General features: G+C 55.4%; 15 protein-coding genes and 4 pseudogenes. 5 read left to right on the forward strand and 14 right to left on the reverse strand.

Translation table 11 applies throughout. The annotated features are described in order from the left end of the window. Positions 1-253 precede the first annotated feature (253 nt). The 4 genes and pseudogenes from P0120_03970 to P0120_03985 all read left to right on the forward strand — a co-directional run bounded on the left by P0120_03970 (position 254) and on the right by P0120_03985 (position 2,133). Complete coding sequence (locus P0120_03970; GenBank protein ID MDF0673492.1) at positions 254-706, forward strand: PAS domain S-box protein; 453 nt, start codon at positions 254-256, stop codon at positions 704-706. After that, a complete protein-coding gene (locus P0120_03975; GenBank protein ID MDF0673493.1) occupies positions 666-1,286 on the forward strand; it encodes a histidine kinase in 621 nt (206 codons plus the stop codon). The genes P0120_03970 and P0120_03975 overlap by 41 nt, the downstream gene beginning before the upstream one ends. Positions 1,287-1,489: 203 nt before the next feature. Continuing rightward, a pseudogene (locus P0120_03980) lies at positions 1,490-1,776 on the forward strand (response regulator transcription factor). Positions 1,777-1,887: 111 nt separating this feature from the next. Beyond that, positions 1,888-2,133: a response regulator transcription factor gene (locus P0120_03985; GenBank protein ID MDF0673494.1), complete on the forward strand. Its 246-nt coding sequence runs from the start codon at positions 1,888-1,890 to the stop codon at positions 2,131-2,133. 111 nt (positions 2,134-2,244) lie between these two features. On the opposite strand, the pseudogene P0120_03990 reads toward P0120_03985, so the two are convergent. The 8 genes and pseudogenes from P0120_03990 to P0120_04025 form a co-directional block, all read right to left on the reverse strand. Beyond that, positions 2,245-2,451: pseudogene (locus P0120_03990) on the reverse strand (IS5/IS1182 family transposase). 151 nt (positions 2,452-2,602) lie between these two features. Beyond that, positions 2,603-4,042 carry a glutamine synthetase family protein gene (locus tag P0120_03995; GenBank protein MDF0673495.1) on the reverse strand — a complete coding sequence of 480 codons (1,440 nt, stop codon included), beginning with the start codon at positions 4,040-4,042 and terminating at the stop codon, positions 2,603-2,605. 676 nt (positions 4,043-4,718) lie between these two features. Beyond that, positions 4,719-5,027 (reverse strand): type II toxin-antitoxin system RelE/ParE family toxin, encoded by a 309-nt coding sequence (locus P0120_04000; protein MDF0673496.1) that lies wholly within the window; start codon positions 5,025-5,027, stop codon positions 4,719-4,721. Further along, a complete protein-coding gene (locus P0120_04005; protein ID MDF0673497.1) occupies positions 5,024-5,299 on the reverse strand; it encodes a type II toxin-antitoxin system ParD family antitoxin in 276 nt (91 codons plus the stop codon). Before P0120_04005 ends, P0120_04000 begins: the two co-directional genes overlap by 4 nt. A gap of 299 nt (positions 5,300-5,598) precedes the next feature. Then, positions 5,599-5,841: a DUF2283 domain-containing protein gene (locus P0120_04010; protein MDF0673498.1), complete on the reverse strand. Its 243-nt coding sequence runs from the start codon at positions 5,839-5,841 to the stop codon at positions 5,599-5,601. Next, entirely contained in the window at positions 5,832-6,134 is a 303-nt protein-coding gene (locus P0120_04015; GenBank protein MDF0673499.1) for a hypothetical protein, read from the reverse strand. Before P0120_04015 ends, P0120_04010 begins: the two co-directional genes overlap by 10 nt. A 776-nt stretch (positions 6,135-6,910) precedes the next feature. Further along, a complete protein-coding gene (locus tag P0120_04020; protein ID MDF0673500.1) occupies positions 6,911-10,237 on the reverse strand; it encodes a TIR domain-containing protein in 3,327 nt (1,108 codons plus the stop codon). 232 nt (positions 10,238-10,469) lie between these two features. Further along, positions 10,470-10,649: pseudogene (locus P0120_04025) on the reverse strand (ATP-binding protein). Between P0120_04025 and P0120_04030 the strand changes: the two are divergent. Further along, entirely contained in the window at positions 10,560-10,778 is a 219-nt protein-coding gene (locus P0120_04030; protein MDF0673501.1) for a hypothetical protein, read from the forward strand. The pseudogene P0120_04025 and the gene P0120_04030 overlap by 90 nt on opposite strands. Positions 10,779-10,994: 216 nt before the next feature. Here P0120_04030 and P0120_04035 read toward each other — a convergent pair whose 3' ends face one another. The 6 genes and pseudogenes from P0120_04035 to P0120_04060 form a co-directional block, all read right to left on the reverse strand. Continuing rightward, positions 10,995-13,334 (reverse strand): tyrosinase family protein, encoded by a 2,340-nt coding sequence (locus tag P0120_04035; GenBank protein ID MDF0673502.1) that lies wholly within the window; start codon positions 13,332-13,334, stop codon positions 10,995-10,997. 608 nt (positions 13,335-13,942) lie between these two features. After that, positions 13,943-14,437, reverse strand: a complete 495-nt coding sequence (locus P0120_04040) for a hypothetical protein (GenBank protein MDF0673503.1) — start codon at positions 14,435-14,437, stop codon at positions 13,943-13,945. Between the two features lie 188 nt (positions 14,438-14,625). Beyond that, positions 14,626-15,966, reverse strand: a complete 1,341-nt coding sequence (locus P0120_04045) for a beta/gamma crystallin-related protein (protein MDF0673504.1) — start codon at positions 15,964-15,966, stop codon at positions 14,626-14,628. A 588-nt stretch (positions 15,967-16,554) separates the two neighbouring features. Further along, positions 16,555-16,818, reverse strand: a pseudogene (locus P0120_04050) (IS1634 family transposase). 601 nt (positions 16,819-17,419) lie between these two features. Beyond that, positions 17,420-18,664, reverse strand: a complete 1,245-nt coding sequence (ltrA, locus tag P0120_04055) for a group II intron reverse transcriptase/maturase (GenBank protein MDF0673505.1) — start codon at positions 18,662-18,664, stop codon at positions 17,420-17,422. Beyond that, positions 18,657-19,127, reverse strand: coding sequence for a hypothetical protein (locus tag P0120_04060; protein MDF0673506.1), 471 nt, complete (start codon positions 19,125-19,127; stop codon positions 18,657-18,659). The genes ltrA and P0120_04060 overlap by 8 nt, the downstream gene beginning before the upstream one ends. Positions 19,128-19,271 lie beyond the last annotated feature (144 nt).

The following is a 19,271-nucleotide window of genomic DNA, read 5'->3' on the forward strand; positions in this document are numbered from 1 at the left end:
TGCGTATCAATGCTCAATTCAGGGAACCTATCCTGCTCGGCGTCACACTCCTGCTCTTCATCGGGTTATTCATCTTCGACATCTACACGCCTACGGCCTTCGCCGACCATGCGCTCTATGTCATAGTCGTGTTGATCGCCACAGCTTCACGTTTTTCATGGCTACCGTCCCTAGCCGCCGGAGCGGGAACGCTCCTCACGATGGTTGGAGGACTTGGAGCCCGTGGTTTGTCGATTTACCGCGATGGGTCCAGATGGGAAACCGGGCCATCACGATTGTGGCTTTGTGGGTCCTGGTCTGGTTTGCCTGGAAACGGCGCCAAGCGGAAACGGCACTGCAGAAGGCGAACGAAGATCTCGAACAAAAGGTCACAGAAAGGACTCAGGAACTCGCCACCGTGAATCGATCTTTGGTAACGCAAATCACGGAACGCGTTCAGACTGAACAGGCGCTGCGTCTCTCGCAGGGGCGGCTTGCCGACATCTTAGATATCGCCGAAGACGCCATCATCGTCACCGCGGACGATCGATCGATCACGCTCTTTAATCAAGGGGCGGTGAAACTATTCGGCTACGATCCGGAGGAAGTGCTCGGAAACCGGATCGACCTGCTGCTACCCGAACGGTTTCGGATTGATCATCCATCCTACATGAACGCGTTTGTCCATGACACTGAATCGGCTCGTCCGGATGGCACAGCGACGTGAAATGTTCGGTCTGAAAAAGGATGGAAGTGAGTTTCCCGCGGAAGCGAGTATCTCCAAGCTGAGCCTTGGCGAGAGGACGACGTTTACAGTGATCGTGCGGGACATCACGGACCGATTGAGGACTGAACGGCAGCTCCGGTCGCTCACCACCGAACTGATGGCGGCGCAGGAAGAGGAACGTCGGCGCATCGCACGCGAACTTCACGACGACGTGAATCAGCGGCTGGCTCTGCTGGCAATCGAGATGACGAATATGTTGTCCGACCCAGCGACGCTGACCATCCAAGCTAAGGAGACGATCCAATCCCTCAATCAACGGTTGGTGAGGATTTCCGATGATGTCCGCCGCATGGCCTACCAATTTCATCCTTCCGTCCTGGACGACCTTGGTCTGACTGCGGCGCTCAAACACATGGCTGATGAATGGTCGGAGCAGACTGGGATTAAAACCGTCATCGTACAGCAAGAGGTAACCGATACTTTGCCGCGCGATATTGCCAGTTGTCTCTATCGAGTGGCGCAGGAGAGCCTGACCAACATCATGAAACATGCCCGCGCCGCACGCGTGGGCTCGAATTGACCTGTGACGACCAAGAGATTACGCTATCGATTTATGATACCGGTGTCGGCTTCGATCTCAAGGACATTCGGGCTCGCCATCCCGGGTTGGGTCTTGTCAATATGCGGAGAGGGTACGGTCCGTGCGAGGCCGATTAGACATCCAGTCCCAACTAGGCCGAGGCACACACATCATTGTGCACATTCCATTCTCTGGAGCGCTACATGAAGAAACCACGAGTTCTTATAGCTGACGACCATACCTTTGTGCTCGAGGGATTCAAGAAATTGCTGGAAGACCATTGCGACGTGGTAGGCGCCGTAGAAGACGGTCGCGCCTTGATCGAAGATACTCTCAATCTCCGGCCTGACATCGTGGTACTGGACATTTCAATGCCCCGGCTGAACGGCATCGAGGCGGCGAAGAAGCTCAAGAAGCAGATCCTGAAGTAAAACTGATTTTCGTCACGATGCATGCTGACCTGGCTTATGTCAACGCAGCGTTCAGAGCAGGAGCATCAGGCTACTTACTGAAACGATCGGCGGCCACCGAATTGATGCAGGCGGTTCAATCCGTGATGAACGACAAGTTCTATATGACTCCCCTCATTACGAAAGAAGTCATGGCATCTTTCCTGAAACCGACACAGCCCCGTTCAGCCACGATTGAGGACTTGACGACAAGGCAGCACGAGATTCTGCAATTGGTCGCCGAAGGACTGTCCGCGAAAGAAATCGCCGACCAGCTGAAGATTTCTCACCGTACCGTTGAATTTCACAAGACTAAGATCATGGAACAACTCAACGTCCACACAACGACGGAGTTGGTCAAGTACGCCATGGCGCATGGCTTGGTCACAACAGCGTGATTCCTCTGTTTGCAATAGGGTAGTTGCCTCACTGAAACCTCGTAGTTTCTGCAAACACAGCCGGTAGTCTTCTTTCTCTCCCCCACTACCGCTCAACTAAACTACATCGTCCTTGGTCTGAGGCATCTCCGGATCCCGCGCCTTCTGGCGAGTCTTCGGCGAACTGGGCGCACTGATGATGGTGGCATCCACGATGGTCCCTCGGCTCACCTGCAAGCCGTGCGTGACCACATGCGCTCGGATTCGCACAAAGAGTGGTTCGCCCAGCTGGTGGGTTTCCAGCAGGTGGCGAACCTTGCCGAGCGTCGTCTCATCCGGTTCATCTCGTCGAGAAACCGTTCCCGCCGGGTGGGCTTGCGATACTGTTCAAACGTAACCTCGGCCAACGTTGATTGCTGCATGGGCGCGCCTCCTCATCAGTGCTGCGCTACCCGTAACCCATCACGAGCGGAGAATAAATCAGCCCTTCCTAGAACTGATTCCAGAGCATCTGATTTGTGACTTCGTGATGGAAAAGCACTTCCGAAGCCTTCACGATCGTCCCAAGCTCTTTCGAAGATCGATCCGCTACCAATTGCTTGAAGCTCGCATACTTCTTCTTACTGTCGTCGCCGAGGATTTCGGCGATAAATTTCGACTCGTTGAACAGCGCAATCGCATCATTGATGTTGCCCGGAAGGAATCCACCGCGCACGCCGGCTGTCTGTTCCTTTTCCAAGCGCTCCCCTTCCAGACCGGTCTTAAGCATGGTGTACAGCACGAGGTAGGGGTTCGCATCGGGAGCGACCGAACGCAATTCGATGCGCGCCGTTTTTTCATTAGCCATCGGGATACGGATCATAGAGCCACGATCGATCGCCGAGACCTTGATCTGGTTCGGCGCCTCAAAATGAGGATCTAGGCGGCGATACGCATTCACCGACGGATTGAACACAAGACAGATCTCCGGCGCGTGATTCAGAAGCTTGAGGATGAAGTCCCAGGCCAGATCGGAGAGGCCGTCTTTCCCCTTCGCATCGTAGAACATATTCTTGCCGTTCTTGCTCAAGGAAAAATTGGTGTGCATACCGGAACCGTTGATCCCGACGAACGGCTTCGGTAGGAATGTGGCGGTGTGTCCCATGGAGCGGGCCACTTGGCGGCAGATCAGCTTGTACAGTTGCACCTGATCGGCCGCACGCACCGCATCGGCATAGGAAAAGTTCATTTCGAACTGCGAGGGTGCGACCTCCGGATGATCCTTTTCGTTCTTGAAGCCCAACGCCCGCTGGGCTTCCGCCGACTTGTCGATGAACTGGCGAAGCGGATCCATCGGGAGTGAGTGGTAGTACCCGCCGGTTGAGATGAGCTTCAGCCCCTGTTCGCGGTACCGTTGCTCGGCGTTCGGCCCTTCCACCAGAAAGCCTTCGATTTCACAGGCGGCATAGGCCGTCAGACCTTCCTTCTTCTTGAGGTGCTCCGTGAAAGATTTCAGCATGCCCCGGAAGTCGCTGTGATATGGCGTCCGATCGCTGTTTAAAACAGACGCAAAGAAAATCACCTTCCCCGCCCCGATCACATCGGCGGGAAAGTAGCGGATGGACGACCAGTCGACGGCAAGACGCAGGTCCGACTCATGTTGCGGCGTGAATCCCCTGATCGACGACCCGTCAAACGTCAGATTCGCCAACGAGTCCAGCAGAAACTTCTTGTCGTAATCGAGCATGTGGAGGCGTCCCTCGATATCAGAGAAGCACAAGGTGACGGCTTTGATGTGCTTTTCTTTCTTTAACCAAGCCGTATATTCCTGCTCGAGATCTTTTGCGTCGGTCTGCCCGGCGCGCTCCGCCGCCTGGAGATTCATCTCTTCGGGCTCTTCATACGGAATCTCGAGGAAACTCTTCAGCTCGGCCGCTGTCTTTGAATTCATTGGTCACCTCAACAGTTCGTAGTATTAAAGGGTAGATATATGTGCACCCAGCTCACATCGCCTGGATGCAGCTTGGCTTCACGATCACCTCTACCGGGAAGACCACGAAGCAACCATCCAGACGGGAACGAGTCTCGCACACCTTGCTTAGGTATGCAATGTGGATTTGAGGACATGTGGATTTTGAGGAATGAGCGTGGTCCATGTTCTTTCAACCTGGGCCATCACTAACCGCCGAACTCAACAGTGTGCTCGCCATGACGATGCGTAATGACTGGTCGGCCTGAACCTCGTCAAGGTAACTCTCGCGCGAACCGGCTACCTGCCACCTGGCCCACTCGCAAGAACACCTTTGCCGGTGGCCCCTACAAACAACCGAAGCCCGCGCGCCCTACAACAGGCGTGCGCCCGAGGCGATCGAACTTCCAGACCATCAGCATATCGCCATGCTCCAATTGTTTCAGGCAACGCTTAAGGGCAGGGCGGTTAAGGGTCGGGCCGCTTCTACCTTCATCAACAAGAGTTTTGTTTCAGCCCGCTCTTTTGAGCGCGGTAAGTTGCAAGTCAGGATTGTGGTCGTCGGTAGAGACACGGGCATATCCGTATTTCATAAAATGGTTCCTTGCTGCGCCGCCTAGCTGTAAGCCAGGCGGTGTTACTGTGGTAAAAACGTGCGTCAGTGAACAAACCCACCTTGCTCAGCGATGGCGGCAGCATCTCGCGCACCATGAAGAACCCGGACAACAATAAGTCTGCGCTGAGTCACTTGGTAGTAAATGGCATAAGGATGGTGAAACGTCACACGCAAGCCCGTACCGAGTTGGTCGCGGGTCGTGCCAATTAGCGGAGATTGCCGCACCACATCTATAGTCTTGGTAATCCATTCAAAATAACGGTTTGCAGTGATTTCATTGGCTTCAGTCGCAATGTATGTCCAGATTTCCGCAAGGTCGGCTTCCGCTGCATCGGTGAGATGGAGGGTCAAGACTTGCCTGATAACTTCCTCCCTCTAGCAATGATTCGTTTTTTATCAAACGGACGTACCCGACCAGCAGCAATGTCAGCCAATCCCTTATCGATATCTGCTTTCAGTGCCGCAAATTCCTGAGATTGAAATGCTCGGCGTTGTTTCCATTCGCGCAAGGCTTCGCGCACAACTTCGCTGGTAGAGGCATAGTCACCGTCATCAACCGCCGCTTTGATGACCGCCGCCATGTCAGTAGGCATGGTGATAGTCATGCGTTCAATACTAGCCATAACGTCCTCCGTGTATGATTCATAAATCATATTCTATCATATTATTTTACTAAGACAATTGGATATTTGCAGGCGGGTCAAGCCACATGGGCACTATCCTCCACCGTACGCCTCCGGGCAACGAGTGAGCCGAGTATCATTCGATCCATCCCGCGAGCCGATCTCTGCCGGCGGCTGGGGCGAACAACTGAAGCCCGCGCGGCCTCCGAGCAAGCGTTGAGCCTGAGCCAGCAAAAGCAGGACCGTGACTTTCCCAAACAATGACTCACGACCCCGTTTTGTGGTTCAACCATTCAAGTCTAAGCTGTTTTCTTGATGCGCTTGCTCGCCTGTAACACGGTAAACCCGATGATTTCGTCTCCTTCATAACGGACAATCACATCGTCGTCGGTCATTTCGCTATCGGTCGCATGACTGGGCTTCTTGTAATTCACGTACAGGGTGTCCGCCTCAGCATCATACGCCAGCCAGACGGCATGCTGCGGCGCCCGGTTCACGGCTGGAATGAGCTTCAGATACTCCTGAATGTCCGCTATGGCCATAACTGCCTCCTCTTCTCCAGAGACCGAATGCGACGGGTCAGAAACGCTGTGATGACAAAGCCATCGTCGCCCTGTTCTCGATACACGACCACAAGATGTTTCCCCTTTTCTATTTCGTGAACAGCCAGGAGCTCTCCATCCCCACCGACCAGGACCCGGTCGTGAGACGACACAGTCTCCAGCACATCCACGCGCAACCCAGCAAGTTCACCATGCTCCTTGGTGATATGAGCCCACCGCTCATCCGTAAGCCGAACAGTGTTTCCACTCTTGGAAACAATGCGGTCGACCATGCCACTCGTCAGTGCACCGTGCTTCTACCGCCCCGGTGAAGCCGAGGTCGAAGCCGCAGCCTGTACACGATATTCTTCTATCCGCCAGCTGGCGCCAGTGTAGCACAATCTCAATCAGGAACAGCGACCTGGCAAGGCTTGCGTGGACGATGCCGTGAACTTCACCAGACGTAGGGATTCAGCACCTTGTTTCAACTGTGCGATTCCAAAGCCAGACCCTATTTTATACGACAAGGAGCAACAGAACACCTTTCACGACCTTGAACGAGGCAATCGCGGCGAGGGCGCGTCGTCACTGTGTGAGGAGAATATCACGTGCGACGAGGAGGCGGATGAGAGGGAGGGACTTTCTGGTTAAGAAACCTGGCTGGATTTAATGGTCTGGGTCGGTTCAATGGCCAGAAAATACACCCGATGACTATAAAGTACTCCCGACCCTTTTCTAGACCGATGGACTGTGCCCTCTTGACCGGCGCCTTCGAGATGGGCGACCCCTTTTTGTGGCCTATCGGGATCTGTGGGACTGGCTCATTGCGTCCTTTGAACGGCCGCTGCTCATACCAGCGCCGCCCCAACAGAGGCTATTCGCTACCTGATCTTGGACAGCAGAACGGACAACCTGAACTGGATGGGTGACCAGAGACCGTCTCATATGCAGCATTCACGGGGGAAGAACTCGAAACAGCCGATTATTTTGGACAGCAGTGGCCGACTCCCTTTGTTTCATCCCTGAACCGGGCCGAACAGATCAAGTTTCTCGTAGGTACATGGAGTGGCTATTCCGGCTCAAAGCCTAACAGATGCAGTTGCGTTTGGAAGGGCAAATTATCCTGCTTACCAGTTACTTCCATACGCTCGAGGCGATAGTCCTTCTTACTGACCAAAACCTTAAGCGCTGCAATCCGATTGAGGGCGACTACTGCCAGATCATCATTAAATTCGAGGTTGTTCAAAACGCGCTTCGCTTTCGCCATCTTGATCTTTCCTTCGAGGACCAGTCGCCCCTCGGTTTCGCCCATGAACCGCAGATCATAAAACGAGAACAGCCGCGCCAGAAACTCATGCATAGGAATGCGTGCGGCGAATGGGAATCCCATCATAGATAGCAGCTCATCCGCTCCCGAAATTACTAATGGTTCTTGTATTTCACTAGCGATCTCTGGCGCTCCTTTCGAGACAATTACCCGACCCGTCGGATTTACCTCGTATGTGACCTTACCTTGATCAAAAACGCCTCCCGAGTAAGTGTTGATCCGCACTTCGTTTTTGGCGTGTCGGATCAGTTTGTTCGAGGAATCGATCTCCGTCCGGAGCCCCGCGAGCTTTCCCTCTCGCACTTTAAGCTCGCACGATTGCCTGACGAAAGGCCGAGTCTTGGACGTCTCAGGACCAAGTGTCGTCTGAAACATGAACTGCGATACGTACGAGGGAACAACTGCAAGGCGAGCCAGGGCGTTTGTGATGATATCGAATGCGTTTTGGCCTCGATCCCAGCGGTTAACGATGTCCATCGAAAATCCGTTTCGAAATTCCCGCCACACCTCGTCATCGAGAGGTGTTCGGACCGGTGGATGACGATAGTTGATAAGCGCCGTATTACTGTCGATTCCTAACGCGAGATAGAACATGGAAATGCGCTTACCAAAAGCATCGGCGGTAACCGTCAGAGTAGGGTAGGTCGCAATCACCTCCTTGACCACATTGACGTTTGTCGCGTTCATTGCAGCCATTTGGGCTTGAAGCTCATCTTCCGCCGAGAATCTGCCATCGAAGTAACCGACGTTCATACTTATCCTGGTATGAAAGACACCGTGCTTAATTCGTGTGAAGTCACCAGTCTTACGCACGATGTCCAGATCGTCTTTGACGCCCCAGAGAAATCCATCAATAGCGTCACCTAGTCCAATGGGGCTCATCACATAATTCCGCGGTAGACTCAGGAAAACGGGCGTATTGACGATTAGGGTTTTGCCAAGAAAGTTAAACAGCGAGACCTGCACATAGCGCTCCCGGTAGAGGAACTGCTTTAGCAATGCCGCCGTTTCGAGCACTGCGGAGTGGCGCGCAGAGCGAGGGTCCCGGCGTAGATGCGCGAGGACCGTCTTGGCCGCTTGCAGGTGCTCCTGGATGGGGATGCCGGCCTGCGGATGATCGGATAGACGGAGTATGTCCGCGTAAGACTTGAGAAGGTCGCGTTGCCATCGCATATTGTCGGGATCCGAGTCCACCAACTGCTTCTTGAGTTTCAGGCTGTGCTCGAGTTCGGCGCGCGCTTCTTTCCAATTCCCCAGCTGTTGCGAGAAGGCGGCGAGCCGTTGATGCACGCCGGCCAATTGCCAACGGCAAACGGCATTGGACGGATCGCGCGCGATCACGGCGTCCAGCATAGCGATGGCGGAAACGAATGCGTCCCGAGCTTGGCCGGGCTCACCGGTTCTCGCCAGCAGATCGCCGTGCCCGACATAGGCGCCGGCGAGTACCTGTCGGTATTGCGCGTTGTCGGGGTTTGAATTCCGCAGAGCAGTACTGTGCTCTAAGCATGGTTCGTACCATCTATGCGCTTCAACGTCGGCGCCAGTAGCCTTGGCGGCCTCAGCGGATTTGCAATATGCCATCGCTAGAGCAAAATCAAGTCGTTGGTCGCGGCCCGCTCCGGCACGCAGGGACTCCAGGATCCGGCGTGAGTTTTTCAACGGCTTCTTGGCGCCAGTAGGATTCCCCGCATCCATTTCCAAGTCCGCCAGGCCGGTATACGCTAGTGCACTCTGCCATCGGTATGGGATACTCGATGCATCGGTCTTTACCAATTCCTCGCTGAGCTTCACCAGTCTCATATATGCTTCCCTGGCGGCAGCAAAGTCTTCCTCGAGTCGGGCGACGTCTCCCAGTCCTCGATAGCTTTGCGCCAGCTCATACGTATACTGTGACGCGCCGACGGACTGCGATGCCAATCCCTGTCCAAGGCTTACCGCTTTATCCAGCGACTGCCGCGCTTTGGCGGTGTGTCCCTGTTGCAACTGGACGTTGCCGAGATTCCTGTATGCGGCGGCCACGTCGCGTCCCGTCTCAGTAGCATCGCCCTGCGCAATCCGCAGCTTTTCTGCGAGTTGCGCGTACTCTTCATACTCGCGCGCCGCGAGGGAGAGGTCGCCTGACTCGGCGAGGTAGCCTTGCCGTCCGTGTCCTTCCATTCGCGCCCGCAGAACTGCGTTATTCTCCGCTCCGGCCTGGAGGCGGTCGAGAAGGTTCGAGGTGGCCTGAAGCAGTTCGAAGCGGACGGGTTCGGCACCCGCCACGGGAAGGAGCTTCTGGTCGATTCCGCCGAGAATCGTCTTGGCAAGATCAACGGCATCGCCCAGGCGCGCTTCCGCATTCCGCCGTTGATCATCGGCAATAGCCCTCTGCGACTGTGCTTCATTTCGTTCCCTCGTTGCCACGACTCGTTCTCTTGTTGCCACAACGGCTTGCCAGCCAGCCGCCACCGCAAATGCGACTATCGCAATCGCAGCCGCCCAGGACACTTGCTTAGTCCTGCGGTGCTGGCGCACATCTTCTCCATCCAGTTCATCCTTAGATTTGCCGAGAAGTGGCGAGGCGATGTCCAGTATTGCGGCTCGAAACTGCAAATGCCGTAGCGAGAGCTTCTCTTCCGAACGAGCCCACCGCAGATCGATATAAAGTGGTTCGTTCTTAAACTGGCCTCGCAGGTTAGGCGGGAGCGCTGTGGTTTTGGCCCAATCGAAATCGCCTTTAGTCCGGTCCCAGAATATGGCTCCTTCAGTCATCACAATATAGAGCGTGTTAACAGCACAATTCCGCAGCCACCAATCAACTTCCTGCTGAACCCATTGTGAGTCCGCCGCTTGGGGCGAGGCGAGCAAGAGAAAAAACTCGGACTCGCTGAGAGCTCTTTCGATCGATGGCCACAGCTCAGTGGTCATGGCAAGTGTGGTCTTATCCCGAAAGACCCGTATCGCACGAAGGCGGTACCAAGCCTTGCCAAAATGATGGAGTGCCGATTGCAGCGCCGGCGCCAGTTTCCCATCCGCGGCGTGGCTATATGATATGAAGGCTTTATATTTGAACTGACCTTTTACGCTCATGACAGATTGTGTTGGGTCTTGTCTCCTTTCTCTTTATCCTTTCTCTCAGCGGACTGTTTGAGGAATACCACCTATGAAACGTGGTCACCCTGACTTAGCAGAAGTTCAGCGTTCTCAAAATCCCATTGCACTTCGGATTTCAATTCACTTTACACACTGCATATTCCGCTGAATCCCGCCGCCGATTCCGAGCGAATCCGGCCACCTCTCGGAGCCCCGCGAACGCAGGGCCTCACTGCTCTGTCTTCGGTGGCCGACTTCTGTCCGATTTGGCTAACCGTTTGCGCATCGATTCTCCTCTCAGCGTGATCTTATGAGCGTTGTGCACGAGCCGGTCAAGAATGGCATCGGCCAACGTCGGCTCACCGATCGCCGTATGCCAGTGATCGACTGGGAGTTGACCGACCACGAGATGAATTGGGGGCAGATCTCGCCATGTGCCTTCCTTGTCTTCCTGCGCTTATTGACCTGCACACGGCAGGATGTGACCTCAATTCATGAACGCTTCCCAGCTAACAAAGTCGTCACAGATGAAGCTTAACCCTAGTCCGAAATAATTTTGACACCAGATCGCATAAACGCTGCGGGTGATGTGGCGAACGGGGCGCCCCACCGCACGCAACGGAAGGGCCCCACTGGGGGATGGGTGGAGTGAGCACGGTGGGGCTGTTCGCCATGACAGGACCCGCGGAATAAACCAAGAGACGAATTTTATTTTCGGATTGGGGTTAACTCCGGTTGCCGCAACGATGGGAAGTTACTCCCTCGTAACTTTAATACGTCCAATTTTTACTTTGGCTGGTTTACCGGCCTTCTCAATCATCTCCCTCCTCTCCTTTCCTGGAGGTGCTTCTGGGCCCGTTTTGACGAACGTCACCTTCAGGTCCCCAGTCCAACTCCCGGCATTCTTCAGTTTTACTTCGACATCGGACAAGTCAAAGGCATAGGACCCTTGTGTCGGTTTCCCTGCGCGCTCCGTCTCGCTCTTTGGCGACAGGCCAAAGAAGGATATGTTGCCCACATAGTAGGCACTCTGATAATTAGGCACTTCACCTTCAGGCAAGTTGACGTACACCTCATAATGTCCGATAGGGATATCCTCGATCTCGACGTCTTCAAGGCGTAGCACAAGGCCGCCCTTGACCACGTCCCGTTTTTCTTCTGGAAGTTTCAATTGGACCGAGACGGGCTCATCCTTGAGCATGAGATGACTCGTGTCTTTTTCGGTAAGGAGCCTCGGTTGGCCGGCCTGACTTGATGTTTTCTCCTGTCCGTGAATCTTCTGTTGTTCTGGAGGGTCGTTATAGCGGTAATTCAATTGGGTCACCGTATTGAGTATGTCAGCGCCCGTCAAGGTCACCTGAGTTCCATTTTCATCGAAAAAGGTAAAGGAGGCAGTAAGCCATGGATCGCCCTGCCCTGTGGCAGGATTGGCCCGCCCATTCCCTTGGGCGAGCCAGACTTCCCATAGACGATCAATGTTGGTGTGATGGAGCCAGAATACCGGATCACGGGCTGCAAACTCGAAGCTGCCCATCCAGCCGCTGATGTTGACGTGCACAGCGTCGTGCGGGGTACTCTCAAATTGACTGTGGGGACCCAGAGCATGACCGGGACCGGATCGCTGGCCACCAAAACTCAGACTACTACCGGCCGGAGAGCTGAAGTTGGTACGGGACAAGGCAGAGAGTTGCACCGCTGATGCAGGGAGGAGGCCTCCGGTATTCATCACAGAACTTCTGTCCGTCACGAATAGACGATTGCTAGAAGCGTCGGCCGGCTCTCGATAGGGCAGTGGAATTTGACGCGCATTGGGATCGCCTGAATCACTGTAGTCCCAGTAAGGAAGCGCAAATTCTGGATTACCAGACGCCTTCCGCAGAATGCGCTCGAAATAATAGAGATACATGCGGTGCCACGCGAGGAAATACCAGCTTCCATGCTGGCAGGAGTTCCATGCCTCTAGGGTCGGAACGTCGAAGGTTCCATGAATGTTGGCCTGATAGACCCAGCTGGTTGGATCTGTCTCCGGCCGGCTCTGCATCACTTCAATCCCGTGACGCAGAGCGTTGAGGTCCGCCTCCGTGAAAGTTTTGATATTCCGTCGGCTCACCACCCCACAGGAAGGGCATGGCCACCAGCGATGGTACATGGCAAGATCTGTCCCGCCGGCGAAGCAATCGATGCGATTCGACCCCCAACTGACGCAGCCGGGTGCCTCCAGTATGACGCCACCCAGACTTTCCCACCCACCCCACTGGCTCCCGTCCCACCAGCGATGGTACATGGCAAGATCTGTCCCGCGCGCGAAGCAATCGATGCGATTCGACCCCCAACTGACGCACTCGGGTGCCTCCAGTATGACGCCGCCCAGACTTTCCCAGCCACCCCACTGGCTCCCGTCCCACCAGCGATGGTACATGGCAAGATCTGTCCCACGGGCGAAGCAATCGATGCGATTCAACCCCCAACTGACGCACTCGGGCGCCTCCAGTATGACGCCGCCCAAACTTTCCCAGCCACCCCACTGGCTCCCGTCCCACCAGCGATGGTACATGGCAAGATCTGTCCCGCGCGCGAAGCAATCGATGCGATTCAACCCCCAACTGACGCACTCGGGCGCCTCCAGTATGACGCCGCCCAAACTTTCCCAGCCACCCCACTGGCTCCCGTCCCACCAGCGATGGTACATGGCAAGATCTGTCCCGCGCGCGAAGCAATCGATGCGATTCAACCCCCAACTGACGCAGTCGGGCGCCTCCAGTATGACGCCGCCCAGACTTTCCCACCCACCCCACTGGCTCCCGTCCCACCAGCGATGGTACATGGCAAGATCTGTCCCACGGGCGAAGCAATCGATGCGATTCGACCCCCAACTGACGCACTCGGGTGCCTCCAGTATGACGCCGCCCAGACTTTCCCAGCCACCCCACTGGCTCCCGTCCCCCCAGCGGTGGTACATGGCGCTGTCCGTTCCCCGGGCGAAGCAATCGATGCGGTCTGAACTCCAACTGACACAATTCGGTTGCTCCAGTATAGTTCCTCCCAAATTCTCCCATCCACCCCATTGGGCGCTCACACTCTTTGGATTACTCAAAATTCCTATCAAGCACATCAATAATAGAAGAACGAAGGCCATAGCCCAAGAACTAGACCTCATCTTATGTATGCTCATAGTTGTCCTTTCCTCGGCACGATGGAATGGGAGTTGGGGTCAAGTCTTGCCCAATGCACCCCGGTGAGCATTGGCTTGACAAGTCGAGCACGAGACGGATTAGGGCCGCGAGCAACGTCAAAGCCAAGAGTACGATCAGACTGTTGGAGAGTGAAACCGAAGCCGTCTCGACCATCGGGGAGTTCAGATCAGGACAACCTCCCTCCCTGATTCGGTGCAATCGGACGGGTGCGCTTATGCGGAAAGACGTGAGTGCAACGAGAGGGCTGCGAGGGGTGATTCGCCTACTGGTGTCAGGCTGCATTGCGCCCTCCACCTGAACAACCGCTGGTGCGACTTTGCCGACATCGAAAAGAGCGTTTTGCATAGCACGTAGTATACCCGCTTGTCAAGGTCACTACGGAGCACTACGCAATGGAGGCCAATTGAGAGCCGCCTTCGGTATAGGAAAGTTGGGGTCAGACCTTGCCCTGTGCCTTCGTCGTCTTCCCGCGCTTCTTGGCCCGCACAGAACAAGATGTGACCCCGATTCATTTGCCTGCGACACATTCAAGAAAACAGATTCCGGCAACAATGGGCACTTCATACAGCAATGAGACATAGGACTTCTTTTGCGCTTTAGCAAAGTAGCGCAAATCAAGCGTTAACGACTGATTCAGCTCTGATATAGATAGGAGCCGAATGAGCTGCCCATCCGGGCTCCTCACTACCCTTACGACTTTGAATGGTTCCCTATACGAAATAACGGACACCACTTTCTTTTCACGGTGCCGTTCGGAAACAAAATCGAGAACGCCTCGTGTCTCGGTAAGATGACCAATATTGATCTGCACCTTGTTCCCAGCAACCGGTGGTCGCGAATAGGTAGGGAAATAGCCATGAATGGCGGTAACGCTACAGTCAAGGATGGGCAGGGACGGCACTGTCTCCTCGGCATAGCCACTTCCGTAGCCGAGCAGAAAGGCCGTGAAGAACCAGATTAAAAAACCGCCCCTCATCTTAGGTCGCCCCACATCGACGTTCATGATTTCAAGTGGAAATCTGGCATACCAAGGCCGGTCACAATCGAGCGTTAGAGCAACGCCACACGCACAATTTAGCCTTACTTGCAAAGTGGCACTACATCCAGGCGCTTAGTCAATTGTGACCGTACACGGTATATATTTCGACCAGTTGGGTCAGTTGTCACCCTGTCAACAACCCCATCCTCCACTCACTCGGGCCGGGCTGAAGACATATCATCATTGTCTATGCCAATTGCGACGACCCATGGGTAGAGTCCCTGCGCAAGCAGCGGTGGATACGGTGCTATGAAATCAGCATGGCGGAAACAGCGCCAGCGTCCTTGGCGCACAGCAAGTGACGAAACGCGGTCGTTGAAGAAGGAGTCATCGGCCGCATTGAAATTATGTTCGGCCCGCAGCAGATGTTTGTGCGCACCATGGAAATTGGCGTGCTCGAACAGTACGAGGTGGGAATTGATCGGGGTACCAGGCTGCTGCGGCTGACCATGAGCGTGGCGCAGGGAGGACAGATCGTCGTTGCGAATACCAGCAGTCTCGACCCAAGGATGGAGCCCCTCGCCCAGCGAGCGCGGATACCGGTCTACCAGGTTGATGTGCCGGAAGAACTCCCATGTTCCCGACAGAATGGCGATTGACGAGGTTCGATCGTTAAAGAACGAGTCGTCACTGGCCGCGAGATTGCGCTCCTCAGCAAATACGTGCTTATGCGCGCCGCGGAAGTTGATGTGCTCAAACAGTACGGCATGGGCGTGAAGCGCTTCTCCCTGCACCGTTGCTGCTCTCGATGTGGGTCGGAGAGACGACATATCGTCGTTCGTAATGCCGATAGCGCCAACCCATGGGTATCGGCCAGGACCCAGCACCACCGGATATGGCTGGACGTATTGGCTGTGTCGAAACACCTCCCAGTTGCCCCCCAACACGACTATTGACGATACGCGGTCGTTAAAGAACGAGTCGTCGCCGGCATTCAGGTTGGGCTCAGGGTTGAAGACGTGCTTGTGTTGGCCATGGAAGTTGGCGTGCTCAAAGAGGATGATCTCTGAGTCAGGACGCGCCGTGCACTGGTTTTGATAATCCCAGTAGATCTCATCGACGAATGCGTGCCAACACCAGAAGATGGGCGCGGCCGAGGCCGTGTTGAAGTCTCCCATCGTACCCCCGATCGCGCCGTGAACCGAGCCATGCCACCCATTAACGTCGTTGCCGAGATCTGTGGCAGATGCGAAGTTGCACACCGCGGGTGGCGCGTACTGGCTCGGCATCGGTAAGTTGGGATTCAGGTTGTTCAACGGACCGAATGGCTGCGGGGTCCCGTCATCTTTAGGTTTGACCACATTGAACTCTGGTGGGATCGGATTGGCCGGACTCCATGCTGGTAGCGGGACAAAACGCCCACCGCCTTGGGCAGCCAGGAAGGTCTCCAACTCCTCGATATATTGGCGGTGGCCAGTGAATATATGCTCACCTGAGTGCGTGATCGTCGTGTGGGCTGCGACAACGGCATCGTTCAGGTATTGAAGGATCAAGTTGACTAGTGCTTGACGTTCGCTAGCCGATAAACTGTTAAGGTCCTGTCTATGTCCCATCGTATTTCTCCTTTCAAGAAAGTAACAATGTTATGGCTCAAACGCCTCGTCTAGAGGCAATATTTTGTATGAGTCAATTTTGGAATCCCCCCTGCGTCATGGCTCTTCATCGCTTTCTGCATGCCGGATTCGTGAAGATCGTCACGCTGCGGTTCTTTCGTCAGCGAATCACGGTAATGGCTTGACGCCGGAAACGCCCATTGCCAACACCACCCTTTTCTCTAGGCTCTCTTTTGGGTGAATTGATATTCACTGATAAGGCAAGCTAGGTGCCAGCATAAGACAAGAACGTCGACTCATCGGATGGGATCCTCAGTATCAGTAAATTCAACGTCGTACACATAGCGGAGCAACAACTCACGCTTGAACACAAATCCTGACCACAGACGGGCGGATCAAAAGAGATTCATGAGGTGAATCCAATCCGATACTAGCCCAACTTTCTCAACTGGAGGGGCTAACCGGTCCGGAAAGCGCATGAAATGGACAACGAGGTGTTCAGGGCTCCACTCCAATGGCTCGGTCAGGTCAGCGCACGAGTTGGCCGGCGGGGGTGATTCGCGGTGGGGTTTGCGGGGGGAAAGTAAGCTTGAGTCGGTCCACGAGCAATTGCTGCTCTAGGTTGGGCTCGGTGTAACGGCTCGAGATCAAGGTGGGGCTATCGGTGGTTGGGAAGTGCACATCGAGCATCTGGATACCGGCGAGCTTGTCGAGCACGGCACGTGAGGTGAGGCCTGGCGCCAAGGACTTGAGGTGTGCTCTCAAGGTAATGTGCAGGCAATAGGCCATAAAGAAAGTTGGGGTCAGACCATGCCCTGTCCCTTCGTTGTCTTCCTGCGCTTATTGGCACGCACAGAACAAGATGTGACCCCGATTCATTTGTCAGACTCCTACAGAGCTTGGTCGCACTCGCTCATCGGCTTGGTTATTGATGATATGTCCGGTCCACCCCTTTCGCGACGGCGAGACATCGGAAAGTATTAGGCTTCTTGTTGCGCCCCATGTCGTGCCTAGCGCCACAGACCGTACCTGCGTTTCTCAAACAATGTCAACGGGTCATGGCACCTGGACACTCCCCTCCACCGCGCGCCTCCGCACAACGAGTGGAGCCCCACGGCTTGATCCATCCGCCATAGCAGACTACTGCGGAGAGACAGGCAACCGTGGCTCCCTACGTAGGCGGGTGAGCCGAGTATCATTCGATCCATCCCGCGAGCCGATCTCTGCCGGCGACTGGGGCGAACACATGAAGCCCGCGAGTCCTACAACAGGCGTTGCGTCTGAACCAGCATGACCAGGAAAGTGACTTTCCCAAACAAGTTGAGTAGCGCAGGAGAATTTCACCCCTACGCCCTCCCAGAACCGGACGTGAACCTCTCGGTTCATCCGGCTCCTAGCGTCGAACCGTTGAGACCAGCGCCCAATGGGCAAACAGGTCTGGCTGGCGAGCGTATACCCGCCACAGCCATTGCCATGCCCGTGTGGTGCGAGCGCGGAGTCTTTTGTATTTGCGTTGTGCCCAGCGCACGAGGAATGCATCCAGCGTGCGCAAGGCGCGACGGAGTGCCGACGCGTAAAATCGCCCATAATAGTTCACCCAGCCTTGCAACATTGGTCGGGTCCAATGAGCGATCTTTTCCAAAGCCAGATCGGTGCGTTGATGCAGCCGCCAGCGACGGATGCGCTGCCGCATCGCGTTGGCCGCTTTCTCGCTCACGGCCGGTGCAAAACTGACGAAGAGCTGTCCCATACGATTCTTCGACGATCGCGGGCGAAATGTGTAGCCCAGAAAGTCGAAGCACTGGTCGGAATAGCTTCCCCGTCGATTGGCATCCTTGCAGTACACGATCTTGGTCTTGTGCGGGTGTAGTTCCAGGTGCCACTGTCTCAGTCGTTGCCCAAGCGCGTCTCTGAGGACTCGCGCTTGCGCTTCGCTTCTGCAGTGACAGATGATGTCGTCAGCATAGCGCTCGAAGGGGATGTCGGGGTAATGTCTCGTCATCCAGCCGTCGAACACATAATACAGAAACAAGTTTGCCAGCAAGGGACTGATCACGGCCCCCTGAGGCGTTCCCTGATTCCGCGTTACCAACGTCCCATCCGGCATGCACACGGGCGCCTTGAGCCAGCGCTCGATATAGAGCAGCACCCATTTGCACTCAGTGTGTCGGCGCAGCGCTCGTAACAAGAGTTCCCAGTCGATGGTCTCGAAGAAACTCTTGATATCGAGATCCAGTACCCAGTCATAGCGCCAGCACCGCTGACGCGCGACTGACAGGGCCTGATGCGCTGACCGACCCGGGCGATATCCATACGAGTCACCATGGAACCGTGGTTCCACCATCGGCTCGAGGTATCGTTGGGCCACCGTCTGGGCGATACGATCTGCGACCGTCGGAATCCCGAGCGGCCGCCGTTGTCCATCACCCTTCGGAATGTCCACCCGGCGCACCGGGGGCGGGAAGTAACTCCCTGAACTCAGTCGATTCCACAGCCGATAGAGGTTGTGTTCCAATTCCTCTTCGAACTGCTCAATCGACTGGCCGTCGACTCCCGCTGCCCCGTGGTTGGCCTTCACCCGTGTGTACGCATCCCACACGTCGTGTTGGGAAATACAAAACGGTTTGGCGTTACCCATGCGAGTCCTCCTCCTGCGAGTTGCCCGCCCGATAACCCCTGACGACGCCGCCCCTTCGGTCCAGTCCCATTACAGAACCTTCGTCCCTACTATGAGCAACTCCGCCCCTGTGCTCCGCCTCGGTACTCAGGCGCTTGCGGGGGCTCCCCGCTTGCGCATCTCCCTTTGCATCGGAACGACAGGTTCCTACGTTCCTCACCCACGCCTGCATCAAGATCACGCCGCCTTCATGCCGGACGCCAGTGGAGCGGTAGACAGGTTTCCCTCCACCTGCTTCGCGGGACAGAGTCTTCGTCCCGGTTTCGACGTCGGGTAGGGTCTTTCGACACGTCCTCAGCGGTTCACTTGCGTTCGTCTTCTTGATTCTCACCTGACGGAGTGTCTCTCCGCCTTTTCCGGCAACGTTCACGACGACGACTCTTGATCGACGCCGCTTGCGGTGGTTTGAAATCTGCGCCTGCACGCCGACTCCGAGGGGCCGCCCCTCATCATGGATAAAGCACCGTCCCCATCATTTCCGTGATGGCGACGTTTGTAGCACACTGGCTCCCGACCCCGTTTTGTCGGGCTGACCCTATTTATGGGTGCTTCCTCGGCTTTGGTGTAA

It is taken from the genome of Nitrospira sp. (assembly GCA_029194675.1).
Classification (GTDB): domain Bacteria; phylum Nitrospirota; class Nitrospiria; order Nitrospirales; family Nitrospiraceae; genus Nitrospira_D.

What these genes read in the sequence shown, in the direction of transcription:
- P0120_04010 (MDF0673498.1), bottom strand. Translation starts at nt 5,841, where the DNA reads ATGGCCATAGCGGACATTCAGGAGTATCTGAAGCTCATTCCAGCCGTG.
- P0120_03995 (MDF0673495.1), bottom strand. Translation starts at nt 4,042, where the DNA reads ATGAATTCAAAGACAGCGGCCGAGCTGAAGAGTTTCCTCGAGATTCCG.
- ltrA (MDF0673505.1), bottom strand. Translation starts at nt 18,664, where the DNA reads ATGGGTAACGCCAAACCGTTTTGTATTTCCCAACACGACGTGTGGGAT.
- P0120_03985 (MDF0673494.1), top strand. Translation starts at nt 1,888, where the DNA reads ATGGCATCTTTCCTGAAACCGACACAGCCCCGTTCAGCCACGATTGAG.
- P0120_03970 (MDF0673492.1), top strand. Translation starts at nt 254, where the DNA reads ATGGGAAACCGGGCCATCACGATTGTGGCTTTGTGGGTCCTGGTCTGG.
- P0120_04015 (MDF0673499.1), bottom strand. Translation starts at nt 6,134, where the DNA reads ATGGTCGACCGCATTGTTTCCAAGAGTGGAAACACTGTTCGGCTTACG.
- P0120_03975 (MDF0673493.1), top strand. Translation starts at nt 666, where the DNA reads ATGACACTGAATCGGCTCGTCCGGATGGCACAGCGACGTGAAATGTTC.
- P0120_04005 (MDF0673497.1), bottom strand. Translation starts at nt 5,299, where the DNA reads ATGGCTAGTATTGAACGCATGACTATCACCATGCCTACTGACATGGCG.
- P0120_04020 (MDF0673500.1), bottom strand. Translation starts at nt 10,237, where the DNA reads ATGAGCGTAAAAGGTCAGTTCAAATATAAAGCCTTCATATCATATAGC.
- P0120_04040 (MDF0673503.1), bottom strand. Translation starts at nt 14,437, where the DNA reads ATGAACGTCGATGTGGGGCGACCTAAGATGAGGGGCGGTTTTTTAATC.